We start from the raw sequence: 18,460 nt of genomic DNA, 5'->3' as shown, positions 1-18,460 counted from the left end.
GGTTAAAATAAACATGGATAATAAAGAGCTGCTTCAGGAAGCGATGAAAGCGTATCAAAAGGCTTATGTGCCTTATTCAAATTTCGGGGTAGGAGCTGCTCTGCTGGATGAACATGGTCATGTCCATCATGGCTGCAATGTGGAAAATGCCGCTTACAGCCCAACTAACTGCGCTGAGCGCACCGCTTTATTCCGGGCGATTGCGGACGGCAGCCGTCCAGGCACCTTTAAGGCCATTGCGGTCGTTGGCGATACGGACGATCCTATTGTACCCTGCGGCGTGTGCCGCCAGGTGCTGGCCGAACTCGGAGGGCTTGACCTTCCGGTCATTCTCGGCAACCTGAAAGGGGATTTCAGGGAGACAACGGTCGGGGAGCTGCTGCCCTACGCCTTTGTGCCTTCCCATTTGAAGGAAGCCCGTAATTAGTTTACTGCTTGTCCAAGGAAAAGGAGAATTTATGGCAAAATCATCATTTAAATCCGGCTTTGTAACCATCGTAGGACGGCCGAATGTCGGCAAGTCCACCCTGATGAACCAAATCATCGGGCAAAAAATCGCTATTATGTCTGACAAGCCGCAGACTACACGCAATAAAATCCATGGCGTCTATACGTCAAATGAGATGCAGATTATTTTCCTGGATACCCCGGGGATCCATAAACGCCAGTCCAAGCTTGGCGATTATATGAACACAACTGCGCTGAATACCTTTGGCGAGGTTGAAGCCGTGCTGTTCCTGGCTGATGCCTCGGAAGGCTTTGGCGGAGGTGACCGCTTCATTATCGAACGCCTGAAAGAAGTCAAGACACCGGTTATTCTGGTGCTGAACAAAATCGATAAGATCACGCCGGAAGAGCTGCTTCCGATGATCGAGGAATACAGCAAGCTGTATCCTTTCGCGGAAATTGTGCCGATTTCGGCCATGATGGGGAACAACGTCAATACGCTGCTGGAGCAGATTGCCAAATATCTGCCGGAAGGGCCGCAGTATTATCCGGAAGACCAGGTGACGGACCATCCCGAGCAGTTTGTCTGCGCAGAGCTGATCCGCGAGAAAATTCTCCATCTGACCCGGGAAGAAGTGCCTCACTCGATTGCCGTTACGATTGAGGATATGCGGGTGCAGGAGAATGGAGTCGTGCATATTTCGGCTGTTATTTTTGTGGAACGCGACTCCCAGAAAGGGATTATCATCGGCAAGCAGGGGGCGCTGCTGAAGGAAATCGGCAAGCTTGCCCGTCACGATATTGAACACCTGCTCGGATCGAAGATTTTCCTGGAATTGTGGGTAAAAGTTAAGAAAGACTGGCGGAACCAGGAGCGGATCCTGCGGGATCTCGGCTTTAACCGGGACTAGCCGTTTTCCCAGTTATTTGAGCGAATAGTTAGTCAGGCTCGGTACATCCTATTCTTACAAAGCAAGGCGTCATGTCCGAAGAAAGGGTGAATACGAGTGCGAGACTTTTCGTGGAAGTATTTTACGATGACTGGTGATGTAGATGCTTATATGCTTTTTAAAGAGATCGGCGCTCCCCCGGCGGAAGAAGAGCGAGAGGAGCCAGAAGAGCTGGCTTTGGAACAAGAGGAGGCATAAACAGCCTCCTCTTGTTTGCGGATGGGGGAAGCTCCCGAGGTCGGGAGGGGCTTATGTTATACAGAGTGGAAGGCATTGTGATTCGTGCCATGGATTATGGGGAAGGAAATAAGATTATTACCCTGCTGACCGAACAGGACGGCAAAGCGGGCATTATGGTGCGGGGAGCCAAGAAGCCCAAAAGCCGCCACGGCGCCATGACACTGCCCTTTACCTACGGACAGTACATTTTTTTCAGAAATAAAGGGCTCGGAACGCTAAATGGCGGTGAAATCATTGAATCCCATCATGCGCTTCGGGAAGATCTTACTTTGGCCGCCTACGCCTCATATGCCTGCGAGCTGCTTGACAGGGTTCTGCAGGAGGAGGAGACAGGCTCTTTCTGGTTTGGGCAGCTGAAGGCTTGCCTGGATGCGCTGCAGGAGGGCAAAGACCCCGCGATCGTCATTCATTTGTTTGAAATGAAAATTCTGCAGGCTGCGGGATACGGACCTGAAATGGACGTGTGCGTCGTGTCAGGAACGGACCAGGAGCTCGAATTCTTCAGTCCGCGGCTTGGGGGTGTCCTGAGCAGACGAAGCCGGCATCTCGACCCGGCCGCTCTGCCGGTTTCTGCCTCCGTGCTGAAGCTGCTGCGTCTGTTTGCCAGACTGGATATGCGGAGGCTGGGCAATATCACGGTAAAGGATTCGACTAAAGCGGAGCTGAAGACGGTGATGCGCTCACTGATGGATATGCAGCTGGGGCTTCAGTTAAAGTCGCGTAACTTTCTGGATCAGCTGGATAAGTATCAAATTTGACTTGGCGTTTGAAATCATTTATTATAAATCATATTTCTTTAACCGATTGGCTGTGTTGAACGGGAAGAAGAACAAATCTGCAAGCCGATTTAAGCGAGCCGGGGATGGTGGGAGCCCGGATTGGCTGATTTGTTCAAATGGCGGTCCCTGGAGCGGCTGATGGAACGTGAAAAGTGGATTCGGCGCCTGCCGGATCAAGTAGGGTGGAACCGCGGGATCAGCTCTCGTCCCTACGTCTGATATACAGACGTAGAGGCGGGAGCTTTTTGCTGTCTGTATAGAATTGACCGCCGAAGAGCGGCTTTTTCACAATAAGAGAGAAGGAGTGTTAGTATGAATTTTCAGCAGATGATTCTGACGCTGCAAGAGTTTTGGGCTAAGCAGAACTGTATTCTCGTACAACCTTATGACACCGAAAAAGGGGCAGGCACGATGAACCCGATGACTTTCCTGCGTTCGCTCGGTCCGGAGCCTTGGAAAGTGGCTTATGTCGAGCCTTCCCGCCGTCCTTCCGACGGCCGTTACGGGGAGAACCCGAACCGCTTGTATCAGCATCACCAGTTCCAGGTCATTATCAAGCCGTCCCCTGACAATATTCAGGAGCTGTATCTGGACAGCCTTAAAGAACTGGGCGTTGATCCGCTCAAGCATGACATCCGTTTCGTGGAAGACAACTGGGAGAACCCGTCGCTGGGCTGCGCCGGTCTGGGCTGGGAGGTTTGGCTCGACGGCATGGAGATTACGCAGTTTACTTATTTCCAGCAGGTGGGCGGAATTGAAACGAACCCGGTAGCGGTGGAAATCACTTACGGGATGGAGCGTCTGGCTTCTTATATCCAAGAGAAAGAAAATGTGTTTGATCTGGAGTGGGTGGAAGGCATCAGCTATGGCGACGTATTCCATCATCCGGAGGTTGAGCACTCCAAATATACGTTTGAAGTATCGGATGTCAAGATGCTGTTCACTTTGTTCAACATGTACGAGCAGGAAGCGAACCGCGCCATGAGCGAGCACCTCGTGTTCCCGGCTTATGACTATGTCCTGAAATGCTCGCATACGTTCAACCTGCTTGACGCCCGCGGCGCCATCAGTGTAACCGAGAGAACGGGGTACATCACACGCGTCCGCAATCTGGCAAGACAGGTTGCCGCAACTTATCTGGAAGAACGCGAGAAGCTTGGATTCCCGCTGCTTAAAGGAGGAGTAGAACATGCCTAAGGATCTGCTGTTTGAAATCGGACTTGAGGAAACGCCGGCCCGCTTTATCCGGGCAGCCATGGATCAATTGAAGGAGCGTACGGTAAAATGGCTGGACGCTTCCGGCATTCAGCACGGGACCGCCCATGCTTATGCGACTCCGCGCCGTTTGACGGTGCTGGTTAAGGATGTTGCCGAGAAGCAGGAGGATGTGGAAGAGGAAGTTAAAGGCCCTTCCCGCAAAATCGCTCTCGATGAAAATGGGAACTGGAGCAAAGCCGCGCTTGGTTTTGCCCGCAGCCAGGGCGTGGAGCCCGAGCAGTTCACATTCCGCGAGCTTGGGGGCGTAGAGTACATTTACGTAACCAAGAACACCAAAGGCGTCTATACGTCGGACGTGCTGCCTGAAGGCCTGCTTGGCATTCTGACGGCAATGACTTTTCCGAAAAATATGCGCTGGGCAAGCTATGACTTTAAATTCGTGCGTCCGATCAAATGGATCGCCGCGCTGTTTGGCTCCGAGGTTGTTCCCGTATCTATAGCGGGTGTAGAATCCGGTAACGTAACCAAAGGGCACCGGTTCCTGGGCAGCGAAGCCGTTATTTCTGAACCAGCCGATTATCTGGATACTCTCCGCAGGCAGCATGTTATCGCCGATACGGAAGAGCGTCAGAAGCTGATCGTAGACCAGATTGAGAAGCTCGCTGCCGAAAAAGGCTGGAACATTGCGGTCAAAGATGACCTGCTTGAGGAAGTGCTGTTCCTCGTTGAAACGCCGACGGTGCTTGTAGGCACATTCGACGAATCGTTCCTGAACATTCCGCAGGAAGTGCTCATTACTTCCATGCGCGAGCATCAGCGTTATTTTCCGGTGCTGGACAGCAAGGGCTCGCTCCTTCCGTTCTTCGTTACGGTCCGCAACGGCAACAGCGACTCTCTGGATGTTATTTCCAAAGGGAATGAAAAGGTGCTGCGCGCCCGTCTGTCCGACGCGAAGTTCTTCTACGAGGAAGATCAGAAGCTGGCGATTAAAGACGCCCTTTCCAAGCTCGAAACGATTGTCTTCCACGAAGAGCTCGGAACGATCGGCGACAAGGTCCGCCGCATCCGCCGCATTGCCGATAATCTGGCAGCCAAGCTGAGTGTCGACAGCAGCGTTCGGGAAACGGCAAACCGCGGAGCAGAAATCTGCAAATTTGATCTCGTTACGCAAATGGTCTATGAATTCCCTGAGCTTCAAGGGGTAATGGGACAGGATTATGCCCGCAAAGCAGGTGAATCCGAGGCGGCTGCGGACGTCGTGTTTGAACACTATCAGCCGCGTTTTGCCGGGGATAACGTGCCGGCTTCCCTGGCTGGCTCCATTGTCAGCATTGCGGACAAGATTGATACAATTGTAGGCTGCTTCTCGATCGGCATTATTCCGACAGGCTCCCAGGATCCATACGGATTGAGACGGCAGGCACAGGGCATTGTGCAGATTGTGCTTGAGCATAAGCTCGATATTCAGCTGAGCGAAATTTTTGCGCTGGGCATTGAGGCGCATGAAGCGCTGCGGGGCTTGAAACGTCCGGCTTCGCAAATCTCGCAGGATATGAATGAATTTTTTGGACTGCGCGTGAAGAAGATATTGTCAGACGATCTTCGTTACGATATTGTGGATGCGGTTATCGCTGCAGGACATGATAATGTGGTTTCAGTCGTGAAACGAGGCAATGCACTCGCGGCTGCGGTGAACGGACAGGAAGATTTCAAATCGACGGTGGATTCCTTCAACCGGGTCAGCAATCTGGCTGCCAAAGCGGTATCCGCTGAGAAAGTTAGATCTGATCTGCTGAACGAGGCTTCCGAACAGGCGCTCTATGAAGCATGGCAGTCTGCTTCCGCGGACTACCGCCAGGCTCTGGAGCAGAATGAGGCCGAGCAGGCGCTTCATCTGCTGAGCGGTCTGAAGGAGCCGATTACCGCTTTCTTCGACAGCGTTATGGTTATGGCGGACGACGAGCAGATCCGGAACAACCGTCTGGCTCTTCTTGCCGCGATTGACGAAGACCTAAAGGCATTTGCCGACTTTAGCAAGCTGGTTTGGGCTTAACAAGTTATTTTTCAAGCAGCAGGGGGCCGAAAAATGAACATCGTGGTTGACGGAGATTCTTGTCCAGTAAAGCAGGAAATCGCACAGACGGCCCGAACATTTTCGGTCCCCGTTCTTATGGTGGCTTCCTTTGACCACCTCATTCAAGAGATCGAAGGCGTTAAAGTCGCCCGGGTGGACCGCAGCGCGCAAAGCGCCGATTTATTTATAGCGAACCATATCGCCCCGCGCGATATTGTCATTACACACGATTACGGACTCGCAGCACTGGCCATTGGCAAGGGCTGCGATGTTCTGTCTCCAAGGGGAGAATTATATCATCCGGGTAATATTGATTACCTGCTGGAACGCCGGCATGTCCAGGCCAAAGCGCGCCGCGCAGGCCGCCATTCCAAGGGTCCCCGGGCTTTTACTGCAGAAGACAGGGTGCATTTTCAGCAAAAGTTGACAAAACTTTTAGAGGACCGGCAGGAGATCGGATGTTCTTAGCGAATAAGTATATTGTGCACAAGAGATGAAGGTGGTAAAGATGAGTACCGGAAGAAGTATACCGGAAGAAGTCATTGAAGCTGTGTTGCGACACCATGACATCGTGGATACCGTTAGCAAGCATGTTCATCTCACGAAGCAGGGGAAATATTTGAAGGGGCTCTGCCCGTTTCATTCTGAGAAGACCCCTTCGTTCACCGTTACACCGGACCGGCAGATCTTTCACTGCTACGGCTGCGGTGCAGGCGGCAATGCCATTAAGTTCAGAATGGAAATCGAAGGCCTGACTTTTCCGGAGGCCGTGAAGACTATGGCTGAGGAAGCGCATATTCCCTTTCAGGAAGCGGGAGCTTCTGCTGCGCCGCATAATCCCGAGCTGGATGCGCTGCTTCAGGCAAATGAATGGTCCGGAAAGTTCTATCATTTTCTGCTTAAGAACACGGAATATGGCCAAGGTGCAATGGAATATTTGAAGAACCGGGGCATTCATGACCGTCTGATTGATGTGTTTGAAATTGGCTATGCCCCCGCCAGATGGGATACGCTGCTGCAATTTTTGGAGAAGCGTTCTTTTGACCTTGCAGCTATGGAGAAAGGCGGATTGCTGTCAGCGAAGAACGACGGATCCGGTTTTGTCGACCGCTTCAGGGACCGGGTCATTTTTCCAATTCATAACCGCAGCGGCAAAGTCATTGCCTTTGCAGGACGTATTCTGGGCGAAGGCCAGCCCAAATACTTGAACTCACCGGAGAGCAGGCTGTTCAGCAAAAGCCGGACGCTGTATAACCTGCACCGCTCCAAGAATGAAATCCGGAAGAAGAGCCAGGTGGTCATTTTTGAAGGGTTCGGTGATGTCATCAGCGCATGGGATGCAGGTGTGCATAACACGGTTGCTACAATGGGGACCGCATTGACGGACAGCCATGCAGCCATCTTGAAATCGCTCGCGGATGAAGCTTTGGTTTGTTATGACGGTGATAAAGCCGGTCAGGCGGCCGCTATGAAGAGCATACCTGTTTTGGAAGGGGCGGGCTTCAAGGTACGGATCGGCATGATTGGCGAAGGGCTGGATCCCGATGAATATATCCGTAAATACGGCGGGGAACGGTTTCAGCATCAGATCGTCGAAGGTGCCGTTTCCGCGGTGAAATTTAAGCTTATATATTTGAGGAAAAACCATATACTGCTAGAAGAAGCGGGAAAGGTAGCCTACATCAAAGAAGCCATGGGAGTCATTGCACCGCTGCCTTCGCCTACGGAACGTGAAATTTATCTGAAGGAACTGTCCGCCGATCTGCAGGTTTCTTTTGAAAGCCTCAAGCAGGAATGCAACCAATTTCGGCAGGAACTTCAAAAAAACGAATCTAACGGGGATAATAACGCCAATTGGTGGAATAATGGTAGGCATAAAAATAGGCAGCCCGAAGCGCCGGTATTGCTGCCGGCCTATCACGTGGCGGAACGGCGTTTGTTATCGTTTATGCTTCAGGATGAAGAGGTTGCCAGCTACGTAAGCGACCGCCTTGGAGACCAATTTAACATTAAGGAACACGCGGCGATAGCCGCTTATCTGTATGCTTATTACGCCCAAGGAAAAAGCCCGGATGCCAGCCGGTTTATGTCCTCGCTTCAGGATGAAAGGCTGGAGAAGACGGTAAGCTCCATTGCGATGATGGACACGCCGGGGGAATGGTCTACCCAAGAGCTGGACGACTGTATCCGCGAAATCCGGAAAGTGCCCGTCAAGAGCGATATTGAACGCAAGAGAGAAGAAATGATTGCAGCGGAGAGAGCCGGTGACTTTCTGACTGCAGCCAAGATTGCAAGTGAGATTATAGCCCTAGAAAGACAATAGACACACGGCTGATGCGACGGTTTCTAGGGAGGAGGGAGCCCGATATGACGAATGAACAACATACTGAACTAGAAACGGAATTGACGCTTGAGCAGGTGAAGGATCAGCTCATGGAACTGGGCAAGAAGCGCTCATCTCTGACCTACAAAGAAATTATGGAGAAGCTTTCTCCGTTTGAGCAGGATCCGGAGCAGATGGATGAATTCTTCGAACAGTTGAATGACAATGGCATTGATGTGACCAACGTCAGCGACGAAGAGCTTGCAAGAAGACAAGGGGACGAAGGAGATCAGAACGATCAGGATGATTTCAACTTCGATGATGATCTTAGCTTGCCGCCGGGCATCAAGATTAATGACCCTGTACGGATGTACTTAAAGGAAATCGGCCGGGTTCCTCTCTTATCGGCAAATGAGGAGATTGAGCTTGCCCAGCGGATCGAGAACGGAGACGAGGAAGCCAAACGGCGTCTGGCGGAAGCCAACCTCAGACTGGTAGTCAGCATAGCCAAACGTTACGTAGGCAGAGGCATGCTGTTCCTGGATCTGATTCAGGAAGGGAATATGGGACTGATCAAAGCGGTTGAGAAGTTCGACTATTCAAAAGGCTTTAAATTCAGCACCTATGCGACATGGTGGATCAGACAGGCGATTACGCGCGCTATTGCGGATCAGGCCAGAACGATCCGTATCCCGGTGCATATGGTTGAGACGATCAACAAACTGATTCGGGTATCCAGACAGCTTCTGCAGGAGCTTGGAAGAGAACCTGCACCTGAGGAAATTGCAGCTGAAATGGAGCTGAGTGTTGAGAAGGTTCGAGAGATTATGAAAATTGCTCAAGAGCCGGTTTCACTTGAAACACCGATCGGGGAAGAGGACGACTCGCATTTGGGGGATTTTATCGAGGACCAGGAAGCCCTTGCGCCGGCAGATGCCGCAGCTTACGAACTTTTGAAAGAGCAGCTTGAAGACGTGCTTGATACCCTCACTGAGCGTGAAGAGAACGTCCTGCGGCTGCGTTTCGGACTGGATGACGGCCGGACACGGACGCTGGAGGAAGTGGGGAAGGTCTTCGGGGTAACCCGGGAGCGTATCCGCCAGATCGAAGCCAAAGCACTGCGCAAGCTTCGGCATCCAAGCCGCAGCAAACGGTTAAAAGATTTTCTCGAATAAAGCATACCCGGACCTTCTGCAGGATGCAGCGAGGTCTTTTTTTTAGAATCCTGCTGGATTTTAGAATCCTACTGGAACCGCAAATCATTTAGCCCGCAGTGAGAAGAGGTGGAGCCCGTGAATGCCGAGAAGAAAGCTATTATTCTGCAGGAAATCGACCAGTGGAGAAACGGCCGGCTGCTGCCAGAGCAATATTGCGACTTTCTTGAGAATTTGTATATGGATAAACCGCGCACAACCCGTCCCAAATTAATATCGTTATCTTCCATCCAGCAAGGAAATTTACGGACATGGTTTCTTGGATTTGGAATTTCTGCATTTGTTTTCTTTATCGGGTTTTATTTTAGCCTTTTTCCATGGCCATTGCAAATAGCGTCGTCCCTGCTGCTGACCTGCCTGCTGTATACGATTGCTTCTCTTCAAAGGCCGCGCAGCAAAAGGAATGCTTACTTGCCTGCTATGACGGGGAGTCTGCTGCTTCTGGGATTTGGAGTATGGATGCTTCGCCTGCAGGGCTGGGATGGGGAGCTGCCGAGGGTTGCTCTGCTCGGGTCCTGCATGCTTGTCTGGACGTCCGCCGGATTTTTCCTCCGCCTGCCGTTTCTGCATTACTGCGGCCTTGTGTGCGGCTTCCTGCTGTACGCATCGCTGTTCCGCTATTGGCATCCGCAGGCTTCCTGGGAAGAGCTGCAGCTGCTGTGGCTTCCGCTCTGCGTGGTTTTGGTATGGCTCAGCTGGCTGGCTCATTTTAAATGGCCGGGGGTTTCGGGCGTTTATTTCGGTGCGGGAGCGACTGCGTGGTTCATGTCCGAGGCCGATGCTTATCTGTTAAGACATGACACTCCTGCTTATTTTGTCTGGCTCTGTTTGGCGAAGCTGGCTTTGGCCTTTATAATATTGTTTGTGTTTAGAAAAAAATGGATAACGTGGGTGGCTTCATGAAATTATCAGCAAGATTGCAAAAGATCGCGGATTACCTGCCGGAAGGCTGTACATTTGCGGATATCGGCTCCGACCATGCTTTGCTGCCGGCTGCTGCCGTGTTGACAGGCCGGGCCGCAGGAGCGGTGGCCGGAGAAGTGAATGACGGACCGCTGGAGGCGGCAAAGCGCCAGGTGGCATCGGCGGGGCTGGGCTCAAAGATTTCCGTCCGAAAGGGCAACGGGCTGGCTGTTATTAAGGCCGGAGAAGTTGGCGTAATTACGATCGCCGGAATGGGAGGCGCGCTAATCGCCGCTATTTTGAGCGAAGGACTGGACAAGCTGAAGGGTGTGCAGAGGCTTATTCTGCAGCCGAATGTGGGCGAGGACATGGTCCGCCGCTGGCTGCTTGAGCAGGGCTGGGTGCTAACCGCCGAGGAAATTCTGGAGGAAGACGGCAAAATTTACGAAATCCTCGTCGCGGACCGGCTTGAGGACGCTTCTTCTGCGAACGGAGAAATTTATAAGGAACGGCCTATTCCCGGAGGACTTCGGTTAACCAAGGAATGGCTCATTCTGATGGGGCCGATCCTGTCGCGGAATCCGGAGGATGTATTTTTCGCAAAATGGGAATCTGAGCTGGACAAGCTGGCTAAAATCCGCAAGCAGATTGGCAAATCCGGGCAGGACAGCGCCAGACAAAAGGAAGCGGAGCTGGATCAGCAAATGAATCAGTTGAAGGAGGTACTGGCATGTTTGCGAAAGGACAAACCGTAATTCAGCTTATGGAGCAGCTTGCCCCAAAGCATGTCGCTATGGAAGGGGATAAAATCGGCCTCCAGCTGGGTACGCTGCAGAAGGAGATCAAGCAGGTTCTGGTCGCGCTGGACGTGAATATGGAGGTTGTGGAAGAAGCAATCCGGATCGGGGCGGATTTGATCATCGCGCATCATGCGATTATTTTCCGTCCGCTGGCTCAGCTTCAAACCGATACGCCTGCCGGCCGGCTCTATGAGAAGCTGATTAAGCACGATATCGCCGTGTACATCGCCCATACCAATCTGGATGTGACGGAAGGCGGCATGAATGACTGGATGGCCGAAGCGCTGGGGATCGAAAGCTCGGACTCGCTGGAGGATGTCCATACCGATAAGCTGTTTAAGCTGGTGGTCTTTGTGCCAAAGGATCACCATCAGAAAGTATTGGACGCTGTACTTAACGCAGGGGCAGGGCATATCGGCAATTACAGCCACTGCAGCTTTAATATTGAGGGGTACGGCACCTTTGTTCCGGGTGAAGGGAGCGATCCATTCCTTGGACAGCAGGGGAAAATGGAACGGGCCGAGGAAATCCGGCTCGAAACGATTGTGCCGAACAGCCTGCGCAGCAAGGTTATTCAGGCTATGCTCAAGAATCATCCGTATGAAGAGGTTGCCTACGACCTTTACCCGATGGATCTCAAAGGCCGGACCTTTGGATTAGGGCGTGTAGGCAAGCTGAAGGAGCCGACTGCGCTGGGCGAGTTCGCCGAGCGGGTCAAGAAGGAGCTGGATGTGCCCTTTGTCAGGGTTGTAGGCGAGCTGGATAAGCCGGTCCGCAAAGCGGCCGTAATCGGCGGATCCGGGGGCAAATATTGGCGGAGCGCGCAGTTCCGCGGGGCGGACGTATTGGTGACCGGCGATGTGGACTACCACACGGCACAGGATGCCCTGGCGGCGGGGGTTGCCTTTATTGACCCGGGCCATAATGCCGAGAAGATTATGAAAGTAAAGGTCGCAGAGTGGCTTCAGGGCAAGCTGTCAGAAATGCGCAGCGATACCAAGGCAGCGGCGTCCGGGGTGAATACGGAGGTATTTACAGTCCGTTAAGAAATGGCGGTAATTCCGCTATTTTCCCGGTTGTGCTCTCTATTAAATTTCGGTATAATAATCGATGTTGTTTGGAAGTTTGACAGACAATCGCCGGCAGCTTCGCGCTGCGGGAGGAAAGTCCGGGCTCCACAGGGCAGGATGCTGGATAACGTCCAGTCGGCGCGAGCCGAAGGATAGTGCCACAGAAATGGACCGCCGATGGCCGTGCTTACGTGTACGGCACAGGCAAGGATGGAACCGAGGTGTAAGAGACCCCGAGGAGCGCTGGTGACATCGTTCCTGGTAAACCCCATCTGGAGCAAGACCTAATGGGACGCAGCTTCTCCGCAAGGAGAGCAGCCTTTGCCCGAGGCGCGTCTGGGTTGGTCGCTGGAGCTGTTTAGCAATAAACAGCCTAGATAGATGATTGTCACTCAAGGTGGGAGGGTAGTTCCCGTCATCACCACGAAGAGTACAGAACCCGGCTTACGGAAAACTTCCGTCACTGCAACAGCTTAAATTGTTAATCGAAATTGAATTTGAATTTAGCCAAAATGAAACCCCCTGTTTGACTTTTCAGCTGGTCTGAAAGGCGTCAAACAGGGGGTTATTTTTTTGCACATAAGATGTAAGATCGGGTTTATTTGGTATATTTATTTGTTTGGATTCAGCTTCTGCAGCAATTGGTTCAGCTTCTCTTCCATCTGCTGCGGCCAAAGCTGCAGCGGGGCTTCGCTCTGGCTGGTTCCGGCGGCAGCCTGCAGGGCGGAGTAGACGTTGATCTGGCCGTATCCGTAGTACTTATCGCGTCCGGGATCTCCGAGATCCTGAACATTTTTGCGGATCAAATCCATAACCTCCGTATTCTTCAGGCCCGGATTCTCGGATCGGATTAACGCAGCCAGTGCAGCGACATGCGGGCTGGCCATCGAGGTGCCAGATAAAGCCGCATACTGGTTGCCGGGATAAGTGCTCGCGATGCTTTCGCCCGGGGCCATAACGTCAATATAGTCTCCATAATTGGAGAAGGAGGCCCGTTTCTGATTGGAGTCCGTTGCCGAAACAGATAATACCTCCTGATAAGCTGCTGGATACCCCGGACGTTCCGTGTTATCATTGCCGGTGGCAGCGATAACGACCACATCGTGATCATAGGCGTATTTGATGGCATCATGCAAAAATTGGGCCTGTGCATAGTTGCCAAGGCTCAAATTGATGACTTTGGCTCCATGATCCGTTGCCCAAATAATGCCCTGGGCGACCGAGTAGGTCGTGCCGGAGCCGCTGCTGTCCAGAGCTTTAACTGGCAGGATCTTGGTATTCCAGGTCATGCCTGCAATTCCTTCATGGTTATTGACATTGGCCGCGATGATGCCGGCGACATGCGTGCCGTGGCCCACATCGTCCATCGGACGCTCATCCGGATTGACTACATTGTAGCCCTCCAGCAAACGGCCCTGCAGGTCCGGATGGTCCAGATCAACTCCGGTGTCCACGACGGCAACGATCACATCATTTGCTCCTGTTGACAGCTTCCAGCCCTGATTGGTTTTGGTAATCGGGAGGTTCCACTGGTACTCGGAAAATAACACGTCGTTTGGAACATCCGTTGACGTTGCCGGTGACGTTGACGTTGACGTTGTTGGTGTTGGTGAAGCCGAAGTTGAAGTTGAAGTTGAAGTTGAAGTTGAAGCTGAAGCCGAAGGGGCTGCCTCATTCGTTAAATACAAATAGTGGGGCTCCACATATTTCGGCTTCCAGTTCTTCCGGAAATAACGGGTAAGCTCCTCCATCGATTTGCCTTCAGCATGGAAAATATACGAATTCTTAAGGATCCGGGACGGCTTGCATCCGTCGATATCCTTCTCAATCCGCTGTAAATCAGCGGCTGTAGGCGGAGTCTTAAAGGTAACGACCACTTCGTTCTCATAATAGTGGCTGGCATTTTCATTATCGTTGCCGGTCTTCACGGTCAGATCCCTTAAAGTATCGGGGTGAACGGATTCGACGTTGTATTTGCCCTCTTTCGGATAAGGAATCAGGCGCAAATTTCTGCGCTGGTGATTCTCTACGCTCTTCATAATTCCGGTGCTGAAAATCCCGATCACACCGTTCCGCTTGCCGGCACCAGGCACGGCCATTACAAAATAATGCGGATCTTCCTGAGGGAAAGCAGGCGATTCATAGCTTTTGCCGCGGCTTAATGATTTTTTGGCAAATCCAATATAGGTTTGAAGCTCCTTGTCCTCATTCGGCGAAGGCCGAAAAGTACTGCTTCTTGCTTCTGCAGCGCCGGAGCTTCCATACGGGATGACGGACAGCAGATGTTTGTGGGTCTTCTGAAGCTGTGAAACGTACCGCCCGGCGTCGCCGGTGTTTCGGCTGTAACGTTCAGCAAGCTCCTGCATGTGCTGGCCGGCATCAATGCGGGTCAGCTTGTCGGTCGCCGCGAGGTCCCGCTGCAGCATATTCTGCTTAAGGTGCTGCTCGCTGCCGGGCTTGGACTGCTGCTGGATGCCCTGGCGCTGTGTAGAGTCCTGGCTGGGGCCGGTTCCGCAGCCCGGAAGCAGAACAGCCGTCACTACTGCGGCTGACAAGCCCAGTAGGGGCCATTTTCGAATGGTTATCATAAGCCACCGCCTTCTTGACAGGTAATTTGACGAGAATGTTTTGTTTTTTTATAGCGTTCGATGAGTTCCATTTTTTTATTCTGGAGGCTGCTTTCAAAAAAATGGTTTATAGGCGTTTGCCGGGACAAGTTGGGATACCTTTGCCAAATATTTTATGTTAGAATAAAGCCAGTAAATCGGTTCATGATTGAACATATGATTTCTTGCCTTGACAGAATGGAAGGAGAACTGACAGTATGCCTGAAGCGAATACCCGAGATCTATGTGAAGCCGCTAGAAACAAACTAAAATCCGCTGCTGAAAGACTTGAGACATTTCTGAACCAGTATTCGCTGCCCCAGTTGGCGGAAGAGCAGGATGAGGAATCGGTCCGTTATTACAAAGGATTTCTGAGCGACCTGCGTCACCTGCTGGTTTTTGCGGAGAGTAATTATGAGAAGCTGGGGGTGCTCCTGCGCCGCTCCAACTTTGACAAGGAAGCTGCCGAGAAGGCGCTGTACCATGTTTATCATGACTGCGTAAACCTCTTCTTCTATCCTCACAGCGAAAGCTACTCGGAGGATGGGCGCTACGCTTATACAGGGCAGGAAGCAATCCGTTTCCGGAAGAAGCCTGCAGCGGAGGCACGCCAGGTCATTTATGACATTACGATAAATTTCGAAGAGCTTCGTGATGATTTGACTTATTACGAAAGCGATTATCTGACCCAGCGCCGTATGCAGAAGAGCGGCTGCTAACGATTCTTGAATAGAACATACAAAGGATGCCCTTGGGCATCCTTTTTTACTTTTTATCCAAACTTTGAGCGGCATACGCCTCCCGCATCCAGGCAATAATGATGCCGAGGTGATCAAAATGCCAAATGGCGAAAAACCAATTGTAAAATGCAGCGTTTCAAACTGCTCCTATTGGGGGACGCAAAATATTTGCAAGGCAGACCTTATAATGATTGATATTGATAACCATGCCGCCGCTCATTTTAAAGAGGAATTTGCCGGAGAAAGCTTTGATTCCCAGCATCAGGATTACGCGAAGACTTCAGCTGCAACCTGCTGTCACACCTTTAAGCCCAAGCAAAAATAGAAGTAAATGTAAATGTAGAAGCAAAATCTGATCTATTCCAGGAGGTGAGCCGCCATGGATTATGGCAGGGATGAACGGCAGCCGGAGCCCAAAGTGAATCCGGATAAAACGGGGGAGCAGGGTACCCGCGTAGATTATCCGCGCAGGACGTTATCCAATGAGGAGTATGCGGCTGAATTTGCTGCTGTCCGCGACCGGAAAATCCAGGCAAGTGCGCTAAACAGGCAGGAGACCCAGTCTGAGGAAGCCGGCAGCAGTGCAGCGGGAACCGGCGCCGAAGCAGGGCAGATTGCGGGTGTTGCAGCGATCGTGCTGGGGGTTCTGGCCTTGTTCATGTGGACGATTGTTCTCGGGCCGGTAGCTGCGATACTGGGGTATTATGCGTACAGCCAGGATAAGCGTACAATCGGCGCCTGGGGCATGGCGTTAGGTTTGATCGCAACGTTAAGCTACTTTGTGCTGATTCCGTTTGTACGATAAGCATCCCGATAAGCATCCGCATCCCTTTGTTCAGCCAAATCATAAGGCCGTATCCGAAGATACGGCCTTATTTCCTATTTTCGACAAAAACACTGGTTAACAGACAATTTCGCGTGTACAATGGAATAAGGAATGCCTGATGATGCAGGCTGAATCAGTACATGTAAGAACAGGGGAATAATCATGCAAATTGATCCGCGAATGGTTAAACAGCTTCTGGAATACCAAATGATGAACAGCATCGACTTATCAGGAACGTCCCTGGACGGTGCACAGAACAGCACGGATTCCTTCTTCAGCGAAATGCTTGAGCAACTGATGAATGGAGGCGGCAGCACTGACAGCAGTGATCTGGCCACTTCTTTATTGAATACGTCACTCGATACTTCCTCTTCGGCCAGCAGCCTCGGCTTGGATTCGGGGAACAGCCAGCTTTGGTATAATCTGCTTGCGCAGACCCAAACCGCTGCTTATGCAGATCCGGTTGACTCCACGTATACGACTGCGGCTTCTGCGGCTGCCGGGTTGTCTTCGTCTGCAATGGCTGAGCTGGAGTCCGCTTCCGGCTCCGGTTCTCAAGGTGCTTCCACTCCTTATGATGCCATGATTGCGGAAGCAAGCCAGAAATACGGTGTGCCTGAGGCACTCATCAAGGCTGTGATTGATACGGAATCTTCGTTTAAACCCAATGTAGAATCTTCTGCCGGCGCCAAAGGGCTGATGCAGCTGATGGATGGAACAGCACGGGGACTTGGAGTCAGCAATCCTTTTGATCCTGCGCAGAACATTGATGGAGGCGCCCGGTACTTGTCCTACCAGCTTAAACGTTATGGCGGAGAGATCAAAATGGCACTTGCCGCTTACAATGCCGGTCCATCCAAAGTCAATGCTTTAGGAGTCAGCAGCGATAACGAACTGACGCAGAAGCTGGATCAGCTGCCCGCAGAAACCCGCAATTATATTGAAAAAATTGAACGGGCGATGACAAAGTACGTCTGATTCACCCTTTTTTATGATCTGGAATAACGGAGGCGCTGTCCTAAAGAGACGGGCGCACTCCGTTTTTTGGTTTATATCATGAGGCATATCAGGTATGATAAAAAGGGTCTGCACAGACTCGAGAATGGAGGGGCAAACGGATGAAATATTTTGACCATGCTGCTTCAACGCCGCCCCACCCGGAAGTAATCCGAACGGTCACCGAAGTGATGCAGTCGCATTATGGGAATCCTTCCTCCCTGCATGCTGCCGGGGAAGCGGGAATGAAGCTGGTCCAACGAGCAAGGGAGGTCAGTGCGGCGGCGCTGGGAGTGCTGCCCGGTGAGGTCGTATTTACTTCCGGAGCGACGGAAAGCAATAATTTGGCGGTAAAAGGCGCAGCCTTTCAATATATGAAGCGGGGAAAGCACCTGATCACTACGATGGTGGAGCATCCTTCGGTCTACGAAGCCTTCCGGCAGTTAGAGCAGTTAGGATTTGAGGTTACTTACCTGCCGGTCCGGAGCGGCGGAAGCGTTGATCCTCAGGACGTCATCAAAGCGGTAAGGAAGGATACAATCCTTGCTTCGATTATGCATGTCAATAATGAAACCGGCAGTATTCAGCCCGTAGAGGAAATCGGCCGCCAGTTGAAACAGATACATCCCAGAGTCTTGTTCCATGTTGACGGGGTGCAGGGCTTCGGCAAGCTGCCGCTTAACCTGAAAGACTGCGGTATTGATTTATACAGCCTGTCTGCACACAAGATCAGAGGCCCGAAGGGCACGGGGCTTCTCTATGTGAGAAGCGGAGTGAAGCTGCTTCCGCTCTTGTCGGGAGGAGGGCAGGAAGGCGGAGTCCGCTCGGGAACGGAGAACGTGCCTGCCCTGGTCGGCATGGCGAAAGCCCTCAGACTGGCGAAAGAACAGCAAGAGGATCTTGGCGGCCGCCTGCGGCTTATCCGTCAGCGCATCCTGGAAGGTTTAGCTGACCTGCCGGATCTTGTTCTGAATTCTCCTCAGGATGGAGCACCGCACATTGTTCACTTCTCCTTCCCCGGGATGAAGCCCGAGGTTGTGCTGCACTGTCTGGAGGAGCACGGCATGGAGGTATCGACGAAATCGGCCTGTTCTTCCAAAACGACTGAACCCAGCCGTGTGCTGCTGGCTATGGGGAAAGCGAACGAAATTGCGGCAAGCGGCATCCGAATCAGCTTGGGGAATGAACATACAACCGAGGATGCTGATTTCTTGATTCAGGCGGTCAGAAGCGTCGTTAAGAGGCTCGTCGGATTGAAAGGTGGATTATAATAA

General features: G+C 52.0%; 18 protein-coding genes and 1 other RNA gene. 18 read left to right on the top strand and 1 reads right to left on the bottom strand.

Annotation, left to right across the window (positions count from 1 at the left end):
* Nucleotides 1-7: 7 nt before the first annotated feature.
* From FCN15_RS02045 to rnpB, 13 genes are all read left to right on the top strand, one after another.
* Complete coding sequence (locus FCN15_RS02045) at nt 8-427, top strand: cytidine deaminase (RefSeq protein ID WP_476703845.1); 420 nt, start codon at nt 8-10, stop codon at nt 425-427.
* Between the two features lie 31 nt (nt 428-458).
* Nucleotides 459-1,358, top strand: a complete 900-nt coding sequence (era, locus tag FCN15_RS02040; protein ID WP_138493262.1) for a GTPase Era — start codon at nt 459-461, stop codon at nt 1,356-1,358.
* 96 nt (nt 1,359-1,454) lie between these two features.
* Nucleotides 1,455-1,595: a YqzL family protein gene (locus FCN15_RS02035; protein WP_138493261.1), complete on the top strand. Its 141-nt coding sequence runs from the start codon at nt 1,455-1,457 to the stop codon at nt 1,593-1,595.
* Between the two features lie 53 nt (nt 1,596-1,648).
* Entirely contained in the window at nt 1,649-2,395 is a 747-nt protein-coding gene (gene recO / locus FCN15_RS02030) for a DNA repair protein RecO (RefSeq protein ID WP_138493260.1), read from the top strand.
* A 333-nt stretch (nt 2,396-2,728) separates the two neighbouring features.
* On the top strand, nt 2,729-3,613 hold the full coding sequence (glyQ, locus tag FCN15_RS02025) for a glycine--tRNA ligase subunit alpha (protein ID WP_138493259.1): 885 nt from the start codon (nt 2,729-2,731) through the stop codon (nt 3,611-3,613).
* Nucleotides 3,606-5,687 carry a glycine--tRNA ligase subunit beta gene (glyS, locus tag FCN15_RS02020; protein WP_138493258.1) on the top strand — a complete coding sequence of 694 codons (2,082 nt, stop codon included), beginning with the start codon at nt 3,606-3,608 and terminating at the stop codon, nt 5,685-5,687. Before glyQ ends, glyS begins: the two co-directional genes overlap by 8 nt.
* 33 nt (nt 5,688-5,720) lie before the next feature.
* A complete protein-coding gene (locus tag FCN15_RS02015) occupies nt 5,721-6,176 on the top strand; it encodes a YaiI/YqxD family protein (RefSeq protein ID WP_138493257.1) in 456 nt (151 codons plus the stop codon).
* A 40-nt stretch (nt 6,177-6,216) separates the two neighbouring features.
* On the top strand, nt 6,217-8,031 hold the full coding sequence (gene dnaG / locus FCN15_RS02010) for a DNA primase (RefSeq protein ID WP_138493256.1): 1,815 nt from the start codon (nt 6,217-6,219) through the stop codon (nt 8,029-8,031).
* Between the two features lie 44 nt (nt 8,032-8,075).
* A complete protein-coding gene (gene rpoD / locus FCN15_RS02005) occupies nt 8,076-9,206 on the top strand; it encodes an RNA polymerase sigma factor RpoD (protein WP_138493255.1) in 1,131 nt (376 codons plus the stop codon).
* Nucleotides 9,207-9,323: 117 nt separating this feature from the next.
* On the top strand, nt 9,324-10,148 hold the full coding sequence (locus FCN15_RS02000) for a hypothetical protein (protein WP_138493254.1): 825 nt from the start codon (nt 9,324-9,326) through the stop codon (nt 10,146-10,148).
* Entirely contained in the window at nt 10,145-10,903 is a 759-nt protein-coding gene (locus tag FCN15_RS01995; RefSeq protein ID WP_138493253.1) for a tRNA (adenine(22)-N(1))-methyltransferase, read from the top strand. Before FCN15_RS02000 ends, FCN15_RS01995 begins: the two co-directional genes overlap by 4 nt.
* Nucleotides 10,879-11,994 (top strand): Nif3-like dinuclear metal center hexameric protein, encoded by a 1,116-nt coding sequence (locus FCN15_RS01990; protein ID WP_138493252.1) that lies wholly within the window; start codon nt 10,879-10,881, stop codon nt 11,992-11,994. Before FCN15_RS01995 ends, FCN15_RS01990 begins: the two co-directional genes overlap by 25 nt.
* 74 nt (nt 11,995-12,068) lie before the next feature.
* Nucleotides 12,069-12,480: RNase P RNA component class A (gene rnpB / locus FCN15_RS01985), an RNA gene on the top strand.
* Nucleotides 12,481-12,629: 149 nt separating this feature from the next.
* On the opposite strand, the gene FCN15_RS01980 is transcribed toward rnpB, so the two are convergent.
* Nucleotides 12,630-14,606 (bottom strand): S8 family peptidase, encoded by a 1,977-nt coding sequence (locus tag FCN15_RS01980; RefSeq protein WP_138493251.1) that lies wholly within the window; start codon nt 14,604-14,606, stop codon nt 12,630-12,632.
* A 236-nt stretch (nt 14,607-14,842) separates the two neighbouring features.
* Here FCN15_RS01980 and FCN15_RS01975 point away from each other — a divergent pair, with 236 nt between their 5' ends.
* The 5 genes from FCN15_RS01975 to FCN15_RS01955 all read left to right on the top strand — a co-directional run bounded on the left by FCN15_RS01975 (nt 14,843) and on the right by FCN15_RS01955 (nt 18,457).
* Complete coding sequence (locus tag FCN15_RS01975; RefSeq protein ID WP_138493250.1) at nt 14,843-15,343, top strand: DUF3907 family protein; 501 nt, start codon at nt 14,843-14,845, stop codon at nt 15,341-15,343.
* A 118-nt stretch (nt 15,344-15,461) separates the two neighbouring features.
* Nucleotides 15,462-15,689, top strand: coding sequence for a DUF1540 domain-containing protein (locus FCN15_RS01970; RefSeq protein ID WP_138493249.1), 228 nt, complete (start codon nt 15,462-15,464; stop codon nt 15,687-15,689).
* Nucleotides 15,690-15,743: 54 nt separating this feature from the next.
* Complete coding sequence (locus tag FCN15_RS01965; RefSeq protein WP_238996461.1) at nt 15,744-16,169, top strand: DUF5353 domain-containing protein; 426 nt, start codon at nt 15,744-15,746, stop codon at nt 16,167-16,169.
* Between the two features lie 183 nt (nt 16,170-16,352).
* Nucleotides 16,353-17,168 (top strand): lytic transglycosylase domain-containing protein, encoded by an 816-nt coding sequence (locus FCN15_RS01960; RefSeq protein WP_138493248.1) that lies wholly within the window; start codon nt 16,353-16,355, stop codon nt 17,166-17,168.
* 140 nt (nt 17,169-17,308) lie between these two features.
* A complete protein-coding gene (locus tag FCN15_RS01955) occupies nt 17,309-18,457 on the top strand; it encodes a cysteine desulfurase family protein (protein WP_138493247.1) in 1,149 nt (382 codons plus the stop codon).
* The last annotated feature ends 3 nt before the right edge of the window (nt 18,458-18,460 follow it).

The organism is Paenibacillus pinistramenti (assembly GCF_005869875.1).
Taxonomy (GTDB): Bacteria; Bacillota; Bacilli; order Paenibacillales; family Paenibacillaceae; genus Fontibacillus; species Fontibacillus pinistramenti.
The sequence above is the reverse complement of the archived record's forward strand: the minus strand, read 5'-3'. Positions and strand labels throughout refer to the sequence as shown.

Bases quoted from the DNA above. Each gene is read 5' to 3' on its own strand.
- era (WP_138493262.1), top strand. From the start codon at position 459: ATGGCAAAATCATCATTTAAATCCGGCTTTGTAACCATCGTAGGACGG.
- recO (WP_138493260.1), top strand. From the start codon at position 1,649: ATGTTATACAGAGTGGAAGGCATTGTGATTCGTGCCATGGATTATGGG.
- glyQ (WP_138493259.1), top strand. From the start codon at position 2,729: ATGAATTTTCAGCAGATGATTCTGACGCTGCAAGAGTTTTGGGCTAAG.
- glyS (WP_138493258.1), top strand. From the start codon at position 3,606: ATGCCTAAGGATCTGCTGTTTGAAATCGGACTTGAGGAAACGCCGGCC.
- FCN15_RS02015 (WP_138493257.1), top strand. From the start codon at position 5,721: ATGAACATCGTGGTTGACGGAGATTCTTGTCCAGTAAAGCAGGAAATC.
- dnaG (WP_138493256.1), top strand. From the start codon at position 6,217: ATGAGTACCGGAAGAAGTATACCGGAAGAAGTCATTGAAGCTGTGTTG.
- rpoD (WP_138493255.1), top strand. From the start codon at position 8,076: ATGACGAATGAACAACATACTGAACTAGAAACGGAATTGACGCTTGAG.
- FCN15_RS01995 (WP_138493253.1), top strand. From the start codon at position 10,145: ATGAAATTATCAGCAAGATTGCAAAAGATCGCGGATTACCTGCCGGAA.
- FCN15_RS01990 (WP_138493252.1), top strand. From the start codon at position 10,879: ATGTTTGCGAAAGGACAAACCGTAATTCAGCTTATGGAGCAGCTTGCC.
- FCN15_RS01980 (WP_138493251.1), bottom strand. From the start codon at position 14,606: ATGATAACCATTCGAAAATGGCCCCTACTGGGCTTGTCAGCCGCAGTA.
- FCN15_RS01975 (WP_138493250.1), top strand. From the start codon at position 14,843: ATGCCTGAAGCGAATACCCGAGATCTATGTGAAGCCGCTAGAAACAAA.
- FCN15_RS01970 (WP_138493249.1), top strand. From the start codon at position 15,462: ATGCCAAATGGCGAAAAACCAATTGTAAAATGCAGCGTTTCAAACTGC.
- FCN15_RS01965 (WP_238996461.1), top strand. From the start codon at position 15,744: ATGGATTATGGCAGGGATGAACGGCAGCCGGAGCCCAAAGTGAATCCG.
- FCN15_RS01960 (WP_138493248.1), top strand. From the start codon at position 16,353: ATGCAAATTGATCCGCGAATGGTTAAACAGCTTCTGGAATACCAAATG.
- FCN15_RS01955 (WP_138493247.1), top strand. From the start codon at position 17,309: ATGAAATATTTTGACCATGCTGCTTCAACGCCGCCCCACCCGGAAGTA.